We start from the raw sequence: 20,639 nt of genomic DNA, 5'->3' as shown, positions 1-20,639 counted from the left end.
TTTTATGAAAGTAAATCAGGAAATTGATATTCAACAATTTCTTCCACATCGTGAACCAATGCTTTTTGTAGACAAGATTTCTTGGATTGAGAAAACCTATGTTGAAGCTTTATTTACGATAAAATCGAATCAATTATTTATTCAGAACGAATATTTTGCAGAAGTTGGTTTATTGGAAAATATGGCGCAAGTTTGTTCGACAATTATTGGACAAAATTATTTTATCAATTTTTCTGATGTACATAAAGGTGATGTAATAGGTTTTATTAGTTCGATTAAACAAGCTGAAATTATGCAATTGCCAAAAGTTAATCAAACCATTATAACAAAAGCAACGTTGTTAGAAGTTTTTGATTACGATGAATTTACAATTAGTTTGATGCAAGCAAAAGTTATATTGAATGACGAAATAATTGCGACAGCTACAATGAATTTAATGCTTCAAAACCATAAAAAATGAAACAATCTGAAGTACCACAAGATAAAGGACATCTCAAGAATTTCAACGAAGTTTATTACGCAATTGATGAACAGGGAGAATTTTCCCAAACATTGAGTGCGGGTTGGGAAGCGAAGAATATTGTTCAGTCCGAAACCTTAAAAATTTTGGAGGAACGTATAGAGGAAGCAAGACAAAAAGTAATTGATGGAAAAGCAAGTCCAATTTTATATTTCATGGAATTGAAACGTATGGATTGGGAAATTTTGTCTAATTATGTCGAAATTTGGAAGATTTTTGTCAAAAGACATGCGAAACCAACTGTTTTCTCAAAATTAAAAGAATCAACACTAAAAAAATATGCCGAAGCTTTTGAAATTTCGGTTGATGAATTAAAAAACTTTGATGGAAACCATAACTGATTTTAAACATTTTCAATCAGCACATTGCGAAAATGGAGTAGCATCTAATTTATTAAAAAATAAAGGAATTGAGATTTCAGAACCAATGATTTTTGGAATTGGCTCAGGACTTTTTTTTGTGTTTTTACCTTTTCTAAAAGTCAATCACGCACCTGCAATTAGTTATCGTCCGATGCCAGGAATGATTTTTAATCGTGCAGCAAAAAATCTTGGTATAAAGGTTAAACGTCATAAATTTCGCTCTACAAAATCTGCCCAAACATTCTTAGATGAACAGCTTTTGGCCAATCGACCTTGCGGCTTACAGGTTGGTGTGTATAATTTAACTTATTTTCCAGAAGAATATAAATTTCATTTTAACGGACATAATTTAGTTGTTTTCGGTAAGCAAGATCAAACGTATTTAATCAGTGATCCTGTGATGCAAGAAACGACAAAGTTGACTGAAAATGAGTTAGAAAAAGTGCGTTTTTCGAAAGGTGTTTTAGCACCAAAAGGACATTTATATTATCCTGAATTTATTCCAGAAAATATAGATTTTGAGAAAGCAATCAAAAAAGGAATTAAGAAAATGTGTCGTGAAATGTTAGCACCAGTTCCGATTGTTGGTGTTCGAGGAATCAGAATGGTTGCGAAACGAATTAAAAAAATGCCAAAGAAAATTGGGAATGCAAAAACGAATTATTTTTTGGCACAAATGATTCGAATGCAAGAAGAGATTGGGACAGGAGGTGGAGGTTTTCGTTATATTTATGCTGCTTTTTTACAAGAAGCTTCACAAAAATTGAATCAACCAAATCTGAATGATTTTGCCTTAGAAATTTCTGCAATTGGGGATAAATGGCGAGATTTAGCTCTAAATGCATCAAGAGTTTATAAAAAACGAAACAATGCACAAGATATTTACGATGTGATTTCGGATCAATTATTGGAATTAGCAGATTTGGAAGAATCGTTTTTTAAACGTTTAAGAAAAGCAATTTAGTCACAGATGATTGAAATTGAAAAATTATATAAAAAATATAAAAATTCTGATGTTTTTGCGCTAGAAGATTTTTCTTTGACGATAAAACAGAACGAAATTCACGGTTTACTTGGTCCAAATGGAGCAGGGAAAACAACCTTGATGTCGATACTTTCTGGATTGATTAAACCAACTTCTGGTAATGTTGTGATTCAAAATTTAAATCAAAAAACAGATTTAAAAAAGATTCAAAAAATCATTGGAATTGTTCCGCAAGAATATGCGTTGTATCCAACGTTGACAGCGAGAGAAAATTTAGAATTTTTTGGAAAAATTTATAAAGTTCCTTCAAAAGAATTACACGAAAAGATTCAGCTTTTGACTGAAAAAGTAGGAATGAGTAAGTTTTTAGATAAAAAAATTGATTCTTTTTCGGGAGGAATGAAACGTCGCATTAATTTATTGGCAGGAATTCTTCATCAGCCAGAAATTCTTTTTTTAGATGAGCCAACTGTTGGCGTTGATATACAATCAAAAATTGCATTATTAGACTATTTACAAGAGCTTCATCAACAAGGAATGTCGATTGTTTATACATCTCATCATATGGCAGAAGCCGAAGATTTTTGTACGCAAGTCACGATTATGAATCAAGGAAAATCAATTGTTACAGCTGAACCGAAAGAATTAATCAAGCAAGTGAATGTATATAATTTGGAGGAAGCTTTTGTTAATTTAACTAAATTATCGTGATATGTTGAGCCAACTTTTAGCATGTATAAAGAAAGAAATTTTATTACTTATTCGTGATATTGGCGGATTGGTGATTCTTTTTATTATGCCTTTGATTTTGGTTATTACGGTGACTAAAATTCAGAAAAGTACCTATGATTCTTTTGCTGAAGCAAGTATTCCTGTTCTATTTATTGATCATGATCAAGGTAGTATTTCTGCGATTGTAAAAAAACATATTTCACATTCAGGAAATTTAAAAATTGTAACTGAATTAAATGGGAAAAAATTAACGGAAGATGAACTGAAAACTGAAGTTTTTAAAGGAAAATACCAAGTTGGAATTGTAATTCCAGCGAAATTATCAAAGGATTTGAATTATAAAATCAATCAAAATGTTGAGAAAATTCTGAACGAATTTGCTTTTGATAGCACGCAAGTTAAATATAATCAACAAGTCAATCCAAAAACGATTAAATTATACTTTGATCCTGCAACTTCATTGGCTTTCAAAGAAAATGTGTCGAATGTTTTGGATAAATTAATTACAGATACTGAGAATAAAAGTATTTACAAAGCATTTCAACAAGAGATGGGATCAAATGATTTAGGATTTCAAAATGAGAAGTTTATTCATTTTCAAGAGATTGTTCCTGAAGATTCTAAATCAGTTTTGAAACCAAATGTTACACAACATAATGTGCCTGCATGGACATTATTTGCGATATTTTTTATTGTTGTTCCGCTTTCTATCAACATTGTAAAAGAAAAAAGTTTAGGCACACATATTCGACTATTAACAAGTCCAATGCCTTATTCTGTTCAAATTATCGGAAAAACCATCACGTATTTAATCATAAGTTTATTGCAATTTACAATGATTTTATGTGTCGCTAAATTAGTCTTTCCATTGATTGATTTACCAGGTTTCAAAACGGATGGCATATTATTTTCTATTTACGGATTAACTATATTTGCTTCTTTGGCAGCAATTGGATTAGGACTTTTAATAGGTACAATTGCGAAAACCCAAGAACAATCTGCACCTTTTGGAGCGACTTTAGTCGTTATTTTAGCTGCAATTGGTGGTGTTTGGATTCCAGTTTTTGCGATGTCAGATTTTATGCAACATTTTGCGAAAATATCACCGATGAATTGGGCACTCGATGGCTATTATAGTTTAATTCTGCGAAATCATTCTTTTCTTCAGATTGTTCCGAATATTATTTTGTTAACTTTGTTCTATATTATTACCTTGTTTGCCGCTATATATTATGATAAGTTCAGAAGAGAAGATTAAAACATTAGTACATAATTCCAATTTCGCAGTACGATTCAATGAAACCGATCCGTTGGGAATCGTGTGGCATGGGAATTATATTACGTATTTTGAAGATGGAAGGGAAGCTTTTGGACGTCATTTTGGGATTAGTTATTTGGATATTCAAAAAAGCGGATTTGTAACACCAATCATTAAGTCGGTTTGTGAACATAAATTTCCATTGAAATATGGCGATAAATGTAGAGTAGAAACAACTTTTGAAGATACTTTGGCTGCTAAAATGATATACAGATTCAAGATTTTCAATCAAGATGAAAAATTGGTTTGTATTGGAGAAACGACTCAAGTTTTTTTAGACAACGAAGGAGATTTAATGTTAACATTGCCACCATTTTTTGAAGAATGGAAGAAAAAAGTAGGATTGTTGTAATGGAAAAAGTTTACATTAATCGTGCAAATATTTTAACGCCTTTCGGAAATTCAATTGAAACAAATTGGAATGAATTGTTGAAAGGAAATTCGGCTGTTTCTAAAATTGATTCATTTGGTCATTTAAAGAATTTTTATGCTGGGAAAATTGAGGATGATATTTTCTTAAATTTAAAAAATGAACTAAAAGATAATCAACATTATACACGATTAGAAATAATTGGTATTTCAGCTCTTCAATCTATTATTGAAAAATCAAAAATTTCACAACGAACTGCTTTTGTACTTTCAACTACAAAAGGAAATATTGATCAACTTTCTGATTCTTTAGAAAAAGTTTCAATTCCAAATTTTGCAAAGAAAATTGCAGATTATTTTGGATTTAAAACTGAACCAATTATCATTTCAAATGCTTGTGTTTCTGGAGTTTTAGCAGTTAATGTTGCAAAACGTTTCATTGAAATTGATGAGTTTGATGATGCATATGTTTTGGCTTTGGATGAGTTGACAGATTTTGTTTTGACAGGTTTCAATTCTTTTCAAGCAATGGATTTTGAATTATGTAAACCATTTGACAAAGATAGAAAAGGTGTTAATTTAGGCGAAGCTGCGGCTTGTGTTTATCTTTCAAAAAGTCAAGAAGAAAATAGTTTTCAGATTTTGGGTGAATCTTCAATTAACGATGCAAATCATATTTCTGGACCATCTCGAACGGGTGAAGGTTTGGTCTTGAGTATAGAAGTCGCGATGAAAGAAGCCAATATTTCATCAAATGAAATTGATTATATTTCGGCACATGGAACGGCGACATTGTATAACGATGAAATGGAAGCAATTGCTTTTAATCGTTTACAAATGGATAAAACTCCGACAAATAGTTTAAAAGCTTTTTATGGACATACATTGGGCGCTTCTGGATTGTTGGAATTAATTATTGCGATGAAGCAAGCTGAAGAAAATTTAGTTTTGAAAAGTCATAATTTTAGTGAAATAGGAACTTCAGTTCCATTAAATATTTTGAATGAAAATCTTCAAAAAGAAGTCAATATTATCTTGAAAACTTCATCTGGTTTTGGAGGAAGTAATGCTGTAATTATTCTAAAAAAAGTTCAGAATGACTAAAGTTGAGATTAAAAACGAACAAGTTTGGTTGAATGATGAACTTCATTTTGAAGATTCTTCAGGAGATTTTGGTATATTTTCGAAAAATTTCTTCAAATCTTTCGAAATTGATTATCCAAAATTTTATAAAATGGATTATCAAAGTAAATTAGCTTTTTTAGCTGCCGAAATTTTGTTGAAAGATGAGAATACTTTAAATGAAAATCAAGATATTGCATTGGTTTTTGCAAATCGAAATTCGAGTTTAGAATCAGATTTGAAACATCAACAAAGTATTCAATCTACTGATGAAATTTTTCCAAGTCCTGCTGTTTTTGTTTATACATTAGCAAATATTTGTTTAGGTGAAGTAAGTATTCGTCATGGATTGAAGACAGAAAATGCTTTTTTTATTTCGAAAAATTTTAATGAAGAACAATTAAAAAAATATGCGAATTATTTAATTCGAAAAAACAAAGCAAAGAAAGTTGTTTTGGCTTGGGTAGATTATTTACAAGGTGATTACGAAGCGAAAATGTACTTAATAGATTAAAAACAATATTAGTTTACAATAAAAAATACTATGGAAAATTTAATTAACGACTTAAAAGTAAAAATTATCGAAATTTTAAACCTTGAAGATGTATCAGTAGAGGATATCAAAAATGATGATCCTTTATTTGGTGACGGTTTGGGATTAGATTCAATCGATGCTTTGGAGTTGATTGTTTTATTGGATAAAGAATATGGAATCAAAATTACTGATCCAAAAGAAGGAAAAACAATCTTTCAATCGGTAGAAGTAATGGCAGATTATATTGAAAAAAATAGAACAAAATAATGCATAAAAAAGTTGGAATAACAGGAATGGGAATTATTTCGGCAATTGGTAAGAATGTCGAAGAGAATTTCGATTCATTAATTCATCAAAAGCATGGTTTATCATGCCTTGAAAATTTTGATTCTATTCATAAAAATGAAATTTTTGTAGGTGAAATTAAATTATCGAATGATGAATTAGCAACTTTTTTAAACTTATCTTCAGAGAATAATTTCTCTCGAACAGCGATGTTAGGACTAATAGCTGTGAAAGAAGCTCTGAAAAATGCAGGAATCGAAAACGTAAATGAAGTCAGAACAGGACTGATTTCTTCGACAAGTGTGGGAGGAATGGATATGACGGAAAATTATTTTTTGGATTATGAAAACCTGCCCGAGAAACAAAAGTATATTTCGAGTCACGATGCGGGCGCTTCTTCCAATCAAATTGCAAATGAAATTGGTTTGAAAGGCTTTGTTTCTACAATTAGTACGGCTTGTTCTTCGGCTGCGAATGCGATTATGTATGGAGCGCGCTTGATTAATTCAGGAAAATTAGATAGAGTGATTGTTGGCGGAACGGATGCTTTGTCAAAATTTACCATTAATGGATTCAAAAGTTTGATGATTTTGAGTGATGAGTTTAATCAACCATTTGATGAAAATCGAAAAGGTCTAAATCTTGGTGAAGCAGCAGCTTATTTAGTTTTAGAATCAGAAGAATCAGTTCAAAAGTCAAATAAAAAAGTTCTTGGTTATTTAGTTGGTGCTGGAAATGCTAATGATGCATTTCATCAAACAGCTTCGTCTGAAAATGGAGAAGGAGCGTATTTGGCGATGAAAAAAGCGTTCGAAACTTCTATTATTCAGCCTTCAGAAATCGATTATATTAATGTTCATGGAACTGCAACAAACAATAATGATATAACAGAAGGTCGAGCTTTGAAGAGAATTTTCCGAGAAAATGTCCCTAATTTTAGTTCTACAAAACCATTTACAGGTCATACGTTGGCTGCTGCAGCGAGTGTAGAAGCGGTATTCAGTTTGTTGAGTATTCAACATAATCTTGTTTATCCAAATCTTAATTTTCAATCTCCGATTGAAGAGTTGAATATCTTTCCGACCACAAAATTGGAAAAGAAAGATATTGAATATGTGTTATCAAATTCGTTTGGTTTTGGAGGAAATTGTTCAACTTTAATTTTTTCTAAATCATGAAAGAAGTATTTGTAAACGGATTAGGCTTTGTAAATGTGCGATTTATAGATATAATAACTGATGATTTTCTTCCTTTAGAAGCTTCTATTACTAAGGCAAAATCGCCTTCGTTAAAAGATATTATTTCTCCTGCGATGAGTCGTAGAATGGCTTCTGGTGTAAAAATGGGAATTTATTCTTCTCTAAAAGCATTGAATGAGGCAGGAATTAAACAACCAGAAGCAATAATTACTGGAACTGCTTTGGGTTGTTTGGTTGATTCTGAGAAGTTTTTGACAAATATTATTCAAAACAAAGAAGAGTTTTTGACGCCAACAGCTTTTATTCAATCTACGCACAATACAGTTGGTTCTCAAATTGCTTTGCATCTTGGTTGTAATGCGTATAATTTCACGTATACAAATGGTTTTAATTCGTTTGAAAATGCACTTCTAGATGGTTTTTTACAAGTTGAAAATCAAGAAGTAAATAACGTTTTGGTTGGTGGAATTGATGAAATTGGAGAAAGAACATATCAGTTGTTACAATTAATTGGTGAGATTGAATCAGAAGAAAATCAAGGAATTAAATATAGTGAAGGTGCTCATTTTTGTGTTTTATCTAATAAAAGAAATGAAAATTCTTATACAAAAGTTTTAGATGTTTCTATTTTAAATCAATTTGAAGATTTATATTCCGAAATTTTAAAATTCATTCAATTGAATCATATTGATTTAACCGATATTGATTCGATTATTTCTGGTGAAAATTTATTGAATATTAATGATTTAAATCAACTTGAGTTATTTGGATACAAAGATTTTATTGGAGAATTTGGAACTTCCTCTGCTTTCGGATTTGTGTTAGGTTGTGAATTATTGAAAAATCAAACTTTACCAAACCAATTCAAAAAGAATGACGTAAAAGCTGAAAGTTATAAAAACGTACTTTTAGTGAATGGTCATAAAGGTAAAGATTTGAGTTTAGTATTGCTTCAATCGATATGAAATTCAGAGTAGTCACAATCCTTTTTGTAGTTATACTAATTTGTTTATCAATTGGTTGTTTTACAAAAGGTTTGTCTTTTTTTTATTTGTTTATACCTTTTATTATTTGGTTGTTATTGACAATTTTTGGAGCTTTTGAAATTCGATTTAACTATTTTTTGAAAGCTTATCATCGAGGAAATAATCATTCAGAGAAAATAATTTCTCTTACTTTTGATGATGGACCGACGGAATTTACACTAAGAATTTTAACCATTTTAGAAAAAAATAGTGCAAAAGCAACTTTTTTTTGCATTGGTAGACAAATCGAAAATTATCCTGAAATTCTTGAAATAACTCATCAATCAGGACATTTGATAGGGAATCATACATTTCATCACTCTTCTAAAAATGGTTTTTATTCAACAGAAAAAATCATTGATGAAATCGTTTCTACCAATCAACTTATTGGAGAAAAAATAAACGTTACGACGAAAATTTTTAGACCACCTTTTGGTGTCACAAATCCACATATAGCAAAGGCTTTAAATAAAACACAACATAATGTAATTGGTTGGGATATTCGTTCTTTGGATACAGTTATCAATGATGAAAAAAAATTATTGAACCGAATTACTGGTCGAATAAAGCCTGGTTCTATTATTTTGATGCACGATACTTCAGACAAAACTGCGAATGTTTTAGAGCAATTATTCGTATTTTTACAAAAGGAAAATTATAAAGTAGTTCCATTAAATGAACTCTTGAAAATTGATGTATATGAAAACTAAAATCTTCATTTTATTAGCTTTTTTTCACTTGACAATTTTTGCGCAAGAAAGTAAAATGAGTAATGCTGAAATTGAGAATTTCAAAAAAGATATTATAGCTGATTCTAAGAAAATACAAACGTTGACGGCTGATTTTACACAATATAAAGTGATGAGTTTCTTGGATAAACCAATTGTTTCGAAAGGAAAATTGTACTTGCAAAATCCTAAAGCGATGCGTTGGAATTATACACAACCAATTGATTATAATGTGATTTTTAACAATGGAAAAATTTACATTAATGATGAAGGGAATAAATCGAGTGTAGATTTACAAGGAAATAAAAAATTTGAAAAATTAAATCAATTAATTGTCGGAAGTGTAAGTGGAAATTTGTTTGATACAAACGATTTTATCATAACTTTTGCGAAAACTGATAAATCTCGAATTGCAAAATTACAACCAAAAATAAAGGATGTAAAAAAGTACATCAAAGAAATTCAGTTGACGTTTTATTCAGGTCAATCAACGGTTACAGAAGTCAAATTAATTGAACCTTCGGATGATTACACGAAAATTTTATTTACCAACAAATCTTTAAATAAAACAATAAATGCGTCTGTTTTTAATCCTTAGTTTTTTCATTTTAACCTCTTGTGGAACGACTTACAAAATTGCTGATATACAAGAACAACAAAAGGATGAAAGGGAGTTTTTGAACCCATATTTTAGTTCAACTGATAAAGAGTATAGTTATCGTTTCAAGATTACGTTCATGAAAAAGGAAATGAAAGGTAATTTTGTTGTGAAAAAATTGGGTTACAACTCGCATCGTGTGGTAATGACGTCTGATTTTGGGAATACGTTATTCGATTTGTCAGTTACAGACCACGATTATACATTGAATTATGTAATGCCAGATTTGAAAAAAAAAGTGGTTGTAAAAACTCTTGCAGAAGATTTACAAGCTATTTTTAAGAATGATTTTCAAGTTGATGAGCATATAAAAACGACAGATCAAACGATTTTAAAATCAAAAGAAGTGAGTTTAATTTTTGCTAAGAATGAATCAAATTATTTTAAAGAATTGGTTCATTTAAAGAAGAATAAAATAAAAACGATTAATCAATTTTCAGGAGATCAAACAGATTTTCCTGATCAGATTTTAATCAAACATAATCACTTCAATTTAAGTATCACACTTACAAAAGTAAATATACAATTAGAGGAAGAGTAAACTAACGTACAAATCATCTTTTTTTAGATTATATTTGTAACTCAAAACTATTACAAATGCTTATTCCTAATCTATATATCATTAAAAATACTGAGAAAATTGATGAAAATAATTTTAAAGTTCAAATTGAATTAAATCCAAATCATCAAGTTTTCGAAGGTCATTTTCCAAATAACCCAATTACACCTGGTGTTTGCATGATGCAGATAATAAAGGAGATAACAGAAGGTTTTGTTTCGAAAGATTTGTTTTTGTCTAAAGTTTCGAATGTGAAATTTATGGCGACAATAAATCCGTTTATTAATCCTATTTTGGATTTGAGTTTGAATGTTGTTTGTGAAAATAATGAAGTGAAAGTGAAAAATTCTTCATTTTTTGAAACGACAAATGCGTTAAAATTTAGTGCAATTTATAAAGTTTTAGATTAATGAAAACTCTATTATCTATTTTTTTATCGGTTTCATTTTTCTTTGGATTAACCTTATCCGAATTGAGAACAGATTTTGAAAACGCTTCAAAATCATCGAATAATGTATCTATTTTGTATAATAAATTAGATAATTATTCAGGTGATAATCAAACAATTATTGCATATAAAGGTGCGTCTAAAATTCTGAAAGCAAGGTATATAAAAGATAAGGAAACGAAGAAACAATATTTTACAGATGGAGCAACTTTGATCAATAATTCGATAAAAAAAGACTCTAAAGATGTTGAAAATCGTTTAATTCGATTGATTATTCAAGAGAATATTCCAAAGTTTATCAAATACAATCAAAATATACAAGAAGATAAAACATTTATTGTCGAAAATTTTAGTTCTGCACCAAAAGAAGTAAAAACTTTGGTGAAATCGTACGCCAAAAAATACAATACTTTTACAGCGCAACAGCTGAAAAAACTAAATTAATCAATGGATTTTTCGATTATTCGACATAAAATAGACGAACAAAAAGTTTGTGTACTTATTCCGACTTACAACAATCATAAAACATTGAAGCGTGTGATTGACGGAGTTTTAGATTACACGAATCAAATTATAGTTATAAATGATGGATCGACGGATTCTACTTCTGAAATTTTAAAAGATTATCAGAATCAGTTTATTGTAATTGAACTTCCAGAGAACAAAGGAAAAGGAAATGCACTTCGTATTGGTTTTAAAACTGCGCGAGAAAAAGGCTACCATTATGCATTGACAATCGATTCTGACGGTCAACATTTTCCATATGATATTCCAAATTTTATTACAGAATTAGATCAAAAAAATAAGCCTGTTTTAATTATTGGAAGTCGTCAAATGGAGCAAGATGGAATTCCGAAGAAAAGTAGTTTTGGAAATAAGTTTTCTAACTTTTGGTTTTGGTTCGAGACTGGAATTAAGCTGAATGATACACAATCTGGTTATCGTTTGTATCCGTTGAAATTTATTCCGAAAAAGTTTTGGACAAATAAATTCGAATTCGAAATTGAGATTATTGTACGAACAGCTTGGAAAGGAGTTGAGGTGACCAATATTCCGATTGATATTTTGTACGATCCAAACGAACGAGTTTCACATTTTCGTCCATTTCAAGATTTTACGAGAATTAGTATTTTGAATACTTTTCTGGTTTTTTTGACGATTTTTTACATCAAACCACGAAATTTTTTCTTCAGTTTCAAAAAAAAAAATATACGAACATTCATTAAAGAAGATATTCTAGGGAGTAATGATAGCAATAAAGTAAAAGCGCTTTCAATTGCTTTGGGAATTTTTCTTGGAATTGCACCATTTTGGGGCTTTCAAACTTTTTTATCCATTTTTTTAGCGTCGATGTTTCGTCTTAATAAAGTGATTAGTTTCTTTTGTTCCAACATTAGTATTCCGCCAATGATTCCGATAATTATTTATCTTTCTTTGTTGACTGGGGGATTTATTTTGCAAGACAATTTTCAATTGGATTTGAGTTTGGTTTCTTTTGAAATTATCAAAAAAAATCTGCTTCGTTATATTGTCGGAAGTTTAGTTTTAGCTACTTTTTGTAGTATTGTTAGTGGAATTGTAAGTTATTTTTTATTAATTTATTTCAGTCAAAAGACAATTAAGAATGCATAAATTTTTCTACAACATATTTTTACAAATCAAGGCAAATAAATGGTTGAGTGTATTATTTTTTATTCTCTTTTTACTTGGTTGTGTTTTTTTTTCAAATCGACTAAAATTTGAAGAAGATATTACGCGAATCATTCCGAAAGATGAGAAAAATGATGCAATGGCAAAGGTTATTGCTCAATTAAAATTTACGGATAAAGTTGCGGTGATTATCGAAAAAGATAAAGCTGGAACGTTGGATGATATGACGGCGCAAGCAACAGATTTTTTAGATAGTGTTCAGCCGTTAAGTAATTATTATAATGATATTCAAGGTCAATATGATTTAGATAATTTTGCTTCGACTTTTGATTTCGTTCATCAAAATTTGCCACTTTTTTTAGAGAAAGAAGATTATAAAAAGTTAGAACAAAAACTCTTAAAAGATTCGATTGCTTCTATTGTTGAAAGTAATTACAAAAGTTTGATTACACCGACTGGAATTGTTTCAAAAGAATTTATGTTGAAAGATCCGCTTGGGTTGACTTTTGTTGCATTAAATCGTTTAAAAGAAAAGAATTTGACGGATGATTTCGAAGTTTACAATGGATTTATTGTGACGAAAGATCATTCGAAATTATTTCTTTTTATCAATCCTAAATTTTCAGGAAGTGAAACAGAACATAATACTGAATTTGTTAATCGTTTAGAAGAAATTCAACAGCATTTAAATCCAGAATATAGCGGAAAATCAACATTGAGTTATTTCGGTTCAAGCTTTATTGCAGTTGCGAATGCAAAACAAATTAAACAAGATATTATAACAACCGTTTTGATTTCGATGATTACATTAATGATCATTTTAATTGTATTCTATCGAAAAATTTACATTCCGATAATTATTTTTATTCCTTCCGTTTTTGGTTTTTTCTTCGCTTTGGCACTTTTGTATTTTATTCAAGGTACAATTTCTGCAATTTCATTGAGTATTGGAGCAGTTTTATTAGGAATAACAATTGATTATTCGCTGCATATCATGACGCATTATAAGCACAATAGCGATTCTAAAACATTGTTTAGAGAGATTACGAAACCGTTAATCATGAGCTGTACGACAACAGCGATTGCATTTTTGTGTTTACTTTTTGTGAAATCAGATGTGTTGAAAGATTTAGGAATTTTTGCTGGAATAACAGTTATTGTTTCTGGTATTTTTTCTTTATTGATTATTCCACATTTATATCATCCAAAACAAGATGCGATTGAAAATAATTCTTCAATAATAGAGAAGTTAGCGTTCTTTTCATTTCATAATAACAAGATATTGATTGGTGCTTGTGTTCTTTTGATTATTGTGAGTTGTTTTACGTTTAATAATGTCAATTTTGATAAAGATTTATCCAAATTGAATTACGTTCCAACCGATCAAAAAATAGCGGAACAAAAGTTAGAAACATCGTCTAATTCTATCTCAAAATCGTTGTATGTTGTCAATTATGGAAACAATGTAGAAGACGTATTAAATGAAAATATTGCGTTAACAAATAAGTTACAAAAAGCAGAAAATAGAGATGAGATTTTAAGTTATAATTCTATTCAATCGTTGATTTTACCAATTTCTGTTCAACAAGAAAAAATATATGATTGGAAAAATTTTTGGAATTCAGATAAAGTGAATTTTGTAAAGAATGAATTTATCAAGGATGGAAAAAAATATGGTTTCAAAAAAGAAATTTATAATCAATTTTTCTCAATTTTTGATAAAGCATATCAACCTTTAAATTTAGAAGATTATAGAGCATTTAATCCGTCGCTTTTTGAAGAATTTGTTTCGCAAAAAAAAGGTTTTTATACGATTTCTACTTTAGTAAAATTAAAGGAAGAAAGCCGAGAAAACTTCATCAAACAATATCATAATAAAGAAACAATTGTAATTGATCGCAAACAGTTAAACGAAAATTTTTTAGGAAATTTAGTGACAGATTTTAATAATCTTGTCAATTACTCATTTATTGCTGTTTTATTAATATTGTGGTATTTCTTTCGACGTATAGAATTGGTTATTATCAGTGCGATTCCTATTGCGTTATCGGGCTTGGTTACTGCTGGATTGATGGGACTTTTTGATATTAAATTCAATATTTTTAGCAGTATTGTTTGTACATTGGTTTTTGGTCATGGTGTTGATTTTAGTATTTTTATGACGAGTGCTTTACAAAAAGAATATACGACCGGAAAAGATGAAATGCCTACTTATCGCACTTCGATTTTGTTAGCAGTTATCACGACAATTTTAGCAATTGGAGCACTTATTTTTGCTAAACATCCAGCGTTGAAATCAATCGCATCAGTTTCTTTAGTTGGAGTTGTGGCGGCACTAGTGATTACATTTATTTTCTACCCAATTTTATTTCGATTTTTCATCTCAAATCGTCCTAAAAAAGGTAAATCTCCAATGACGTTGTGGTTGGCAATTCAAAGTGGGATTTTCTTCATTTATTTTGGATTATTTGGTACAATAACGTCTTTAATCCTTCGATTTTTTATGCTTATTTTACCAATCTCGAAAGAAAAAAAATATAAACTTTTTGGATGGGGAATGTCAACTTTTATGAAATCTGTGTTGATGTTAAAGCCAACGGTTGTCAAGAAAATTATTAATCCAAATCAAGAAGACTTCAAGAAACAGTCAATCATAATTGCGAATCACACTTCGTTCTTGGATACGTTGGCGATTGGAATGTGTACGCCTAAAATTGTGTTCTTAGTGAACGATTGGGTTTATAAATCGCCGATTTTTGGTCGAGCTGTGAAAATGGCAGGTTTTTATCCTGTTTCAAACGGTGTTGAAAATAATATTGAAGAGATTAAAACTCGAATTGGGAATGAGTTTTCGTTGATGATTTTCCCTGAAGGAACACGTTCTCGAACGAATAATATTAATCGTTTTCATAAAGGTGCATTTTATTTGGCGGAGAAATTGAAACTTGATATTTTACCAATTTATATTCATGGAAATTCAGAGATTATTCCAAAAGGAGATTTTTTAATTTTTGATGGACATATTTATTCAATAATAGGTAAAAGAATTGCTTGGAATGATGAAAACTATGGTTTGAATTATTCAGAACGAACTAAAAGAATCAGTAAGGAATTTAAAAATAATTTTCAAGAAATTCGAGATAAATATGAAGATAAAAACTATTGGAAACAGAAATTATTTTTAAGTTTTTTGTACAAAGAATCTGAAATTATTCAAGTTGTAAAAAAGGATTTTAGTTTGAATAAATCTGTTTATCATCAATTAAATAATGCATTTACAAAAGATGAAAAAATAGTTCATTTTTCGAATGATTTTGGACAAATTGATTTTTTATTATTGATGCAACAAGCAAACCGAAAAATAATAACGTTTGTAAAAGAGGAAGAAAAGCGAGAGATTGCAGCAACAAATTACATTACAAAAATTCGTTCGTTAGAATATCGTTCTGATCTTGATGTTATAGATGATTATAAGACGCTTTTAATTTCTACTGATATTGAAAATATTTATCAAGAAACAATAAATCAATTTGAGAAAATTGTTGTTTTAAAGAATAGAAATATTGACGAATCACTTTTTACAAGTTTTGCCCAACAAACCGAAACAAATGAATACACAATTTACACAAAATAATTCTGAATCTCATTACGATGTAGTCGTTATTGGTAGTGGTTTGGGAGGACTTGTTTCTGCGCTTATTTTGGCAAAAGAAGGAAAGAAAGTTGTTGTATTAGAAAAGAACAATCAGTTTGGAGGGAATTTGCAAACTTTTGTTCGAAATAAAACAATTTTTGATACTGGTGTTCACTATGTTGGAGGTTTGGATAAAGGAGAAAATTTGTATAACTATTTCAGTTATTTGAATATATCCGACAAATTGAAATTGCGCCAGTTGAATAAAAATGGTTTTGATATGATTTCGTTTGATGATGATTCTCAGGAATATCCAATTGCGCAAACGTATCAGAATTTTGTTGATCAATTAGCTGTTTTTTTTCCTGAAGAGAGAGAAAATTTAATCAAATACAGCAAAAAATTAGAGGAAATTTGTTCTGCTTTTCCTATGTATAATTTGAATATCGGAACTTTTGCTGATGAAGAAGATTTTTTGTCGATTAATGCGAAAGAATACATCGATTCGGTTTTCACAAATAAGCGTTTGAAAGCGGTTTTAGTAGGAAATAATTTTCTTTATGTAGGACAAGCAGAGAAAACGCCTTTGTACATACACGCGCTTTCAGTTAACTCTTATATACATTCGGCTTGGAGATGTGTAAATGGAGGAAGCCAAATCGCGAAACTTTTGATCAAAGAACTGAAGAAATATGGAGGTGAAATTTATAAATACCAAGAAATAAAATCATTTGTACAAAACGAGAATGAAGAAGTAATTGGTTGTGAAACAACAAAAGGAAAACGTTTCTTTGGTAATTTATTCATTTCGAATATTGACATTAAAAAAACAATAGATATGTTAGGCGAGCGTAAGTTTGGTAAACCATTTTCTCGACGCGTCAAAAGCTTGGAAGTAACGCCTTCTGCATTTACTATTTATATTGTTTTTAAGCCAAAAAGTTTTTCCTATATCAATCATAATATTTATCATTTTAACTCGATAAATGATGTGTGGGACAGCTACGAAAAAACTACAAATGATTGGCCAAATACATACATTGCAACATTTAGTATGGATCAAAAAGATGAAGAGTATTCGGAAAGTATGACGGTTATGACGTATATGATGTTTGATGAAGTACAAAAATGGGAAGAATCGTATAATGTTGATATTAATGATAATTACGGAAATAGAGGAGAAGAATATGAAGAATTTAAACGTCAGAAAACGGAATTAATCATTCGTAAATTAGAGAAAAAATTTCCTGATATTAGAGAAAAAATTTCTTCAATTCATACTTCTACGCCTTTATCTTATCGCGATTTTATAGGTTCTGAAAAAGGAAATATGTATGGATATTTGAAAGATAGTAATCATCCGATGAAAACATTTATTTCACCAAGATCAAAAGTAAAAAATGTGTTTTTTACTGGTCAAAATGTCCGTGTTCATGGAGTTTTGGGTGTAACGGTTGGTGCATTTGTAACATGTTGCGAAATCCTTGGTGCTGACTATTTAATGAATAAAGTTCATCGTGAAATAAAACTAAATGCGAATGAATAAAACTATTTACTTTTTTACGTTTATTTTTTTTACGTTTATATCTTGTGGCATTAGAAAAAGTTTAGAAAATCGTCCTGATTTGTCTACTTTTCAATCAAAACAATATAGTAGAAATGAGATCAATGACTCACTTTTTTATATTGAAAATAATTTTTTTAAGAAAAATAAAACACAAAATTGGGAACTTTTTGTTTCGGGAGATCCGTTAGAAATTGGTCAAAAAACAGGTGTTTTAACGAAAGAATTATATGCTTTTCAAGAGCAATCTTTCATGAATTTGATAACTGATTTTATTCCTTCTGAAAAGCGCAGAAAATTTCTTTTCAAAGTACTCAAATATTATAATCGAGATTTACATAAATATGTCAACAACGAATATAAAGCACAAATTTATGGACTTTCTGAGTCTGCAAATAGCCACTATGATTCGTTAATAGACAAATATAATCGTAACCTTTTTTTACATGGGGCGCACGATATAGGACATGCTATGCATGATTTGATGTTGGTTGGTTGTTCATCTTTGGCTGTTTTGGATAATAAATCTGAAGATGGAGGTTTGTTGATTGGTCGCAATTTTGACTTTTATGCAAATGATGATTTTGCGAAGAATAAAATAGTTTCGTTTGTCAAGCCAAATTCTGGTTATCCATATATGTCGGTGACTTGGTGTGGAATGATTGGTGTTTCGTCTGGAATGAATCTGGAAGGGCTTACAGTAACGATAAATGCGGGAAAATCTTCTATTCCACTTAAAGCAAAAACGCCTATTTCTCTCGTTGCTTTAGAAATTTTACAATATGCCTCAACGATTGATCAAGCAATTGAAATAGCAAAGACTAAAAAGGTTTTCGTTTCTGAGAGTATCATGATTGGTAGTTCAAAAGATCATCGTGTGGTGTTGATAGAAATTTCTCCTAAAAAGTTTGGTGTTTATGAAGTTCAAAATCAACCTTATTTAGCTTGTACTAACCATTTTCAGAGTGATGTTTATTTGGATGATAAGCGAAATAATATTCAAAAAGAGGAAAGTCATTCGGTTTATCGTTTTGAAAAAATTGAAGAACATCTTTCGAATGAAAATAAGCTAAATCCCACTAAAATGGTTGAATTATTGCGTGATACAAATGGTTTGAAAAACACTAAATTAGGTTACGGAAATGAAAAGGCTTTGAATCAACTATTGGCGCATCACGCAGTTGTTTTTCAACCAGATAAACGATTGGTTTGGGTTTCGTCAAATCCATATCAATTAGGTGAGTTTACAGCTTATGATTTGAATAAAATTTTTAATGATTCTATTTCAAATTATATGTTAAATGTAGATAGTTTGAGAATAGAAAAAGACAAGTTTGTCTTATCTGCTGATTATTCTAATTATGAAAAATATCGTGAACAAACACACCAAATAAGTAAGTTGATAAAAGAAAATAAGAAAATTGATGAAACTTTTTTAACAAGTTACATTCAAAATAATCCTGATTTTTGGTTGGTTTATGACAAAGTTGGTGATTATTATTTTCAGCAGAAAGATTATCAACAAGCGAGTTTTTATTATAAATTAGCATTGACAAAGGAGGTGACTACAGTTCCTGACCGAAATAAAATTCAGAAAAAATTATCCAAATGTTCTCGAAAAACGCGTTAACATCCTTAGAACTTCAATCTTTAGAAGAGATTAAAGAATTTCAAAATCAGAAACTTCAAGAACAGATAAAGTATCTTGCGACGCATTCCAAATTTTATCAAGATTTATTCAAAAAATATCAAATTGATTGGAAATCTATTCAAACAACGGAAGATTTAAAATTAATTCCTGTTACAACGAAGAATGATTTGCAACAATATAATTTTGATTTTTTATGTGTTCCATTAACTGAAATTATTGATTACTCAACAACTTCTGGAACTTTAGGTGATCCTGTAACATTTGGTTTGACGGATAAAGATTTAGATCGTCTGGCAGCAAATGAAATGAATTCTTTTCAACGAATTGGGGTTCAAAAAGGTGATGTTGTACAATTGATGACAACGATTGATCGTCGTTTTATGGCTGGTTTGGCGTATTTTCTTGGTTTGAGAAAAATAGGCGCGGGCGTTATTCGTGTTGGTGCTGGAGTTCCGCAATTGCAATGGGATTCTATTTTAAAATATCAACCCAAATTTTTGGTTGCTGTTCCATCTTTTTTATTGAAAATGTTAGATTATGCAGAGAAAAATAACATCGATTATCAAAATTCATCCGTAAAATCGGTTTTGTGTATTGGAGAGTCGTTGCGTGATAAAGATTTGAATTCGTCTTTGTTGGCGCAAAAAATAAATTCGAAATGGGATATTCAACTTTTTTCGACTTATGCTTCAACCGAGATGGGAACAGCGTTTACAGAATGTAATGAATCGGTTGGAGGACATCATCAGCCAGATTTGATTATCACAGAAATTTTAGACGAGAATAATGAAGTTGTACAAGATGGTGAATTAGGTGAATTGACAATTACAACATTAGGAATAGAAGGAATGCCTTTATTGCGTTTTAAAACAGGTGATTTAGTACGCAAACATTCCGATAAATGTATATGCGGGAGTAATTCGTATCGATTAGGACCAGTTGAAGGTAGAAAGCAACATATGATAAAGTACAAAGGAACAACCTTGTATCCGCCAGCTTTACATGATATTTTGAATCATTTTGATGAAATCAAATTACATTTAATCGAAATTTATTCGAACGAATTTGGAACAGATGAAATTTTAATTCGATTAGTTTCAACAGACGAAACCGATGATTTTTTAGCAAAAATAAAAGATTATTTCAGAGCAAAATTACGCGTAACGCCTTCTATAAAATTTGAAACTTTTGAAGAATTACAATCAATTGTTTTCAAGCCAGAAAGTAGAAAACCAATTACGTTTGTTGATTATAGAGAAAGTTAAATATATGAAATAAAAAGTCCACTTTCAGTG

General features: G+C 29.9%; 21 protein-coding genes. All 21 read left to right on the top strand.

The features are described 5' to 3' along the window. The first annotated feature begins 4 nt into the window (after nt 1–4). Genes B2X73_RS01090 through B2X73_RS00990 form a run of 21 tightly spaced genes read left to right on the top strand, consistent with a single transcriptional unit; the run spans nt 5 to nt 20,609 of the window. On the top strand, nt 5–460 hold the full coding sequence (locus tag B2X73_RS01090; protein WP_114999652.1) for an ABC transporter permease: 456 nt from the start codon (nt 5–7) through the stop codon (nt 458–460). Further along, nucleotides 457–861 (top strand): hypothetical protein, encoded by a 405-nt coding sequence (locus tag B2X73_RS01085; RefSeq protein ID WP_125350383.1) that lies wholly within the window; start codon nt 457–459, stop codon nt 859–861. Before B2X73_RS01090 ends, B2X73_RS01085 begins: the two co-directional genes overlap by 4 nt. Then, complete coding sequence (locus B2X73_RS01080; RefSeq protein ID WP_291059088.1) at nt 845–1,846, top strand: BtrH N-terminal domain-containing protein; 1,002 nt, start codon at nt 845–847, stop codon at nt 1,844–1,846. The genes B2X73_RS01085 and B2X73_RS01080 overlap by 17 nt, the downstream gene beginning before the upstream one ends. A gap of 6 nt (nt 1,847–1,852) precedes the next feature. Continuing rightward, the gene (locus tag B2X73_RS01075; protein ID WP_221854825.1) at nt 1,853–2,578 is read left to right on the top strand and encodes an ABC transporter ATP-binding protein; all 726 of its coding nucleotides are present in this window, start codon (nt 1,853–1,855) and stop codon (nt 2,576–2,578) included. Between the two features lies 1 nt (nt 2,579). Next, nucleotides 2,580–3,857: an ABC transporter permease gene (locus B2X73_RS01070; RefSeq protein WP_291095491.1), complete on the top strand. Its 1,278-nt coding sequence runs from the start codon at nt 2,580–2,582 to the stop codon at nt 3,855–3,857. Beyond that, on the top strand, nt 3,832–4,269 hold the full coding sequence (locus B2X73_RS01065; protein WP_221854827.1) for an acyl-CoA thioesterase: 438 nt from the start codon (nt 3,832–3,834) through the stop codon (nt 4,267–4,269). The genes B2X73_RS01070 and B2X73_RS01065 overlap by 26 nt, the downstream gene beginning before the upstream one ends. Continuing rightward, on the top strand, nt 4,242–5,390 hold the full coding sequence (locus B2X73_RS01060; RefSeq protein WP_291046904.1) for a beta-ketoacyl-[acyl-carrier-protein] synthase family protein: 1,149 nt from the start codon (nt 4,242–4,244) through the stop codon (nt 5,388–5,390). The genes B2X73_RS01065 and B2X73_RS01060 overlap by 28 nt, the downstream gene beginning before the upstream one ends. Next, nucleotides 5,383–5,922 carry a 3-oxoacyl-ACP synthase gene (locus B2X73_RS01055; RefSeq protein WP_286495637.1) on the top strand — a complete coding sequence of 180 codons (540 nt, stop codon included), beginning with the start codon at nt 5,383–5,385 and terminating at the stop codon, nt 5,920–5,922. The genes B2X73_RS01060 and B2X73_RS01055 overlap by 8 nt, the downstream gene beginning before the upstream one ends. A 30-nt stretch (nt 5,923–5,952) precedes the next feature. Then, nucleotides 5,953–6,210, top strand: coding sequence for a phosphopantetheine-binding protein (locus B2X73_RS01050; RefSeq protein WP_019975316.1), 258 nt, complete (start codon nt 5,953–5,955; stop codon nt 6,208–6,210). After that, nucleotides 6,210–7,406, top strand: coding sequence for a beta-ketoacyl-[acyl-carrier-protein] synthase family protein (locus B2X73_RS01045; protein WP_280051371.1), 1,197 nt, complete (start codon nt 6,210–6,212; stop codon nt 7,404–7,406). Before B2X73_RS01050 ends, B2X73_RS01045 begins: the two co-directional genes overlap by 1 nt. Then, nucleotides 7,403–8,392: a beta-ketoacyl synthase chain length factor gene (locus tag B2X73_RS01040; protein WP_286495636.1), complete on the top strand. Its 990-nt coding sequence runs from the start codon at nt 7,403–7,405 to the stop codon at nt 8,390–8,392. The genes B2X73_RS01045 and B2X73_RS01040 overlap by 4 nt, the downstream gene beginning before the upstream one ends. Next, nucleotides 8,389–9,162 carry a polysaccharide deacetylase family protein gene (locus tag B2X73_RS01035; RefSeq protein WP_280051373.1) on the top strand — a complete coding sequence of 258 codons (774 nt, stop codon included), beginning with the start codon at nt 8,389–8,391 and terminating at the stop codon, nt 9,160–9,162. The genes B2X73_RS01040 and B2X73_RS01035 overlap by 4 nt, the downstream gene beginning before the upstream one ends. Beyond that, nucleotides 9,152–9,778 (top strand): outer membrane lipoprotein carrier protein LolA, encoded by a 627-nt coding sequence (locus tag B2X73_RS01030; RefSeq protein ID WP_312357418.1) that lies wholly within the window; start codon nt 9,152–9,154, stop codon nt 9,776–9,778. Before B2X73_RS01035 ends, B2X73_RS01030 begins: the two co-directional genes overlap by 11 nt. Beyond that, complete coding sequence (locus B2X73_RS01025; protein WP_125350373.1) at nt 9,756–10,379, top strand: hypothetical protein; 624 nt, start codon at nt 9,756–9,758, stop codon at nt 10,377–10,379. Before B2X73_RS01030 ends, B2X73_RS01025 begins: the two co-directional genes overlap by 23 nt. A 56-nt stretch (nt 10,380–10,435) precedes the next feature. Beyond that, nucleotides 10,436–10,807: a 3-hydroxyacyl-ACP dehydratase gene (locus B2X73_RS01020; protein ID WP_125350372.1), complete on the top strand. Its 372-nt coding sequence runs from the start codon at nt 10,436–10,438 to the stop codon at nt 10,805–10,807. After that, a complete protein-coding gene (locus B2X73_RS01015) occupies nt 10,807–11,289 on the top strand; it encodes a hypothetical protein (protein ID WP_291065373.1) in 483 nt (160 codons plus the stop codon). The genes B2X73_RS01020 and B2X73_RS01015 overlap by 1 nt, the downstream gene beginning before the upstream one ends. A 3-nt stretch (nt 11,290–11,292) precedes the next feature. Then, on the top strand, nt 11,293–12,477 hold the full coding sequence (locus B2X73_RS01010; protein WP_291065371.1) for a DUF2062 domain-containing protein: 1,185 nt from the start codon (nt 11,293–11,295) through the stop codon (nt 12,475–12,477). Further along, nucleotides 12,470–16,129 (top strand): MMPL family transporter, encoded by a 3,660-nt coding sequence (locus B2X73_RS01005; RefSeq protein ID WP_286495632.1) that lies wholly within the window; start codon nt 12,470–12,472, stop codon nt 16,127–16,129. Before B2X73_RS01010 ends, B2X73_RS01005 begins: the two co-directional genes overlap by 8 nt. Beyond that, nucleotides 16,104–17,675 (top strand): phytoene desaturase family protein, encoded by a 1,572-nt coding sequence (locus B2X73_RS01000; protein WP_286495630.1) that lies wholly within the window; start codon nt 16,104–16,106, stop codon nt 17,673–17,675. The genes B2X73_RS01005 and B2X73_RS01000 overlap by 26 nt, the downstream gene beginning before the upstream one ends. Further along, nucleotides 17,662–19,323 carry a C45 family autoproteolytic acyltransferase/hydolase gene (locus B2X73_RS00995; protein ID WP_286495628.1) on the top strand — a complete coding sequence of 554 codons (1,662 nt, stop codon included), beginning with the start codon at nt 17,662–17,664 and terminating at the stop codon, nt 19,321–19,323. The genes B2X73_RS01000 and B2X73_RS00995 overlap by 14 nt, the downstream gene beginning before the upstream one ends. Beyond that, complete coding sequence (locus B2X73_RS00990) at nt 19,302–20,609, top strand: phenylacetate--CoA ligase family protein (protein ID WP_219034299.1); 1,308 nt, start codon at nt 19,302–19,304, stop codon at nt 20,607–20,609. Before B2X73_RS00995 ends, B2X73_RS00990 begins: the two co-directional genes overlap by 22 nt. The last annotated feature ends 30 nt before the right edge of the window (nt 20,610–20,639 follow it).

The sequence above is a fragment of the Empedobacter sp. UBA7252 genome (assembly GCF_002472765.1).
Classification (GTDB): Bacteria; Bacteroidota; Bacteroidia; order Flavobacteriales; family Weeksellaceae; genus Empedobacter; species Empedobacter falsenii_B.
The sequence above is the reverse complement of the archived record's forward strand: the minus strand, read 5'-3'. Positions and strand labels throughout refer to the sequence as shown.

Bases quoted from the DNA above. Each gene is read 5' to 3' on its own strand.
- B2X73_RS00990 (WP_219034299.1), top strand. From the start codon at position 19,302: ATGTTCTCGAAAAACGCGTTAACATCCTTAGAACTTCAATCTTTAGAA.
- B2X73_RS01020 (WP_125350372.1), top strand. From the start codon at position 10,436: ATGCTTATTCCTAATCTATATATCATTAAAAATACTGAGAAAATTGAT.
- B2X73_RS01005 (WP_286495632.1), top strand. From the start codon at position 12,470: ATGCATAAATTTTTCTACAACATATTTTTACAAATCAAGGCAAATAAA.
- B2X73_RS01040 (WP_286495636.1), top strand. From the start codon at position 7,403: ATGAAAGAAGTATTTGTAAACGGATTAGGCTTTGTAAATGTGCGATTT.
- B2X73_RS01015 (WP_291065373.1), top strand. From the start codon at position 10,807: ATGAAAACTCTATTATCTATTTTTTTATCGGTTTCATTTTTCTTTGGA.
- B2X73_RS01045 (WP_280051371.1), top strand. From the start codon at position 6,210: ATGCATAAAAAAGTTGGAATAACAGGAATGGGAATTATTTCGGCAATT.
- B2X73_RS01035 (WP_280051373.1), top strand. From the start codon at position 8,389: ATGAAATTCAGAGTAGTCACAATCCTTTTTGTAGTTATACTAATTTGT.
- B2X73_RS01025 (WP_125350373.1), top strand. From the start codon at position 9,756: ATGCGTCTGTTTTTAATCCTTAGTTTTTTCATTTTAACCTCTTGTGGA.
- B2X73_RS01070 (WP_291095491.1), top strand. From the start codon at position 2,580: ATGTTGAGCCAACTTTTAGCATGTATAAAGAAAGAAATTTTATTACTT.
- B2X73_RS01075 (WP_221854825.1), top strand. From the start codon at position 1,853: ATGATTGAAATTGAAAAATTATATAAAAAATATAAAAATTCTGATGTT.
- B2X73_RS01080 (WP_291059088.1), top strand. From the start codon at position 845: ATGGAAACCATAACTGATTTTAAACATTTTCAATCAGCACATTGCGAA.
- B2X73_RS01000 (WP_286495630.1), top strand. From the start codon at position 16,104: ATGAATACACAATTTACACAAAATAATTCTGAATCTCATTACGATGTA.
- B2X73_RS01085 (WP_125350383.1), top strand. From the start codon at position 457: ATGAAACAATCTGAAGTACCACAAGATAAAGGACATCTCAAGAATTTC.
- B2X73_RS01065 (WP_221854827.1), top strand. From the start codon at position 3,832: ATGATAAGTTCAGAAGAGAAGATTAAAACATTAGTACATAATTCCAAT.
- B2X73_RS01010 (WP_291065371.1), top strand. From the start codon at position 11,293: ATGGATTTTTCGATTATTCGACATAAAATAGACGAACAAAAAGTTTGT.
- B2X73_RS01060 (WP_291046904.1), top strand. From the start codon at position 4,242: ATGGAAGAAAAAAGTAGGATTGTTGTAATGGAAAAAGTTTACATTAAT.
- B2X73_RS01050 (WP_019975316.1), top strand. From the start codon at position 5,953: ATGGAAAATTTAATTAACGACTTAAAAGTAAAAATTATCGAAATTTTA.
- B2X73_RS01030 (WP_312357418.1), top strand. From the start codon at position 9,152: ATGAAAACTAAAATCTTCATTTTATTAGCTTTTTTTCACTTGACAATT.
- B2X73_RS00995 (WP_286495628.1), top strand. From the start codon at position 17,662: ATGCGAATGAATAAAACTATTTACTTTTTTACGTTTATTTTTTTTACG.
- B2X73_RS01055 (WP_286495637.1), top strand. From the start codon at position 5,383: ATGACTAAAGTTGAGATTAAAAACGAACAAGTTTGGTTGAATGATGAA.
- B2X73_RS01090 (WP_114999652.1), top strand. From the start codon at position 5: ATGAAAGTAAATCAGGAAATTGATATTCAACAATTTCTTCCACATCGT.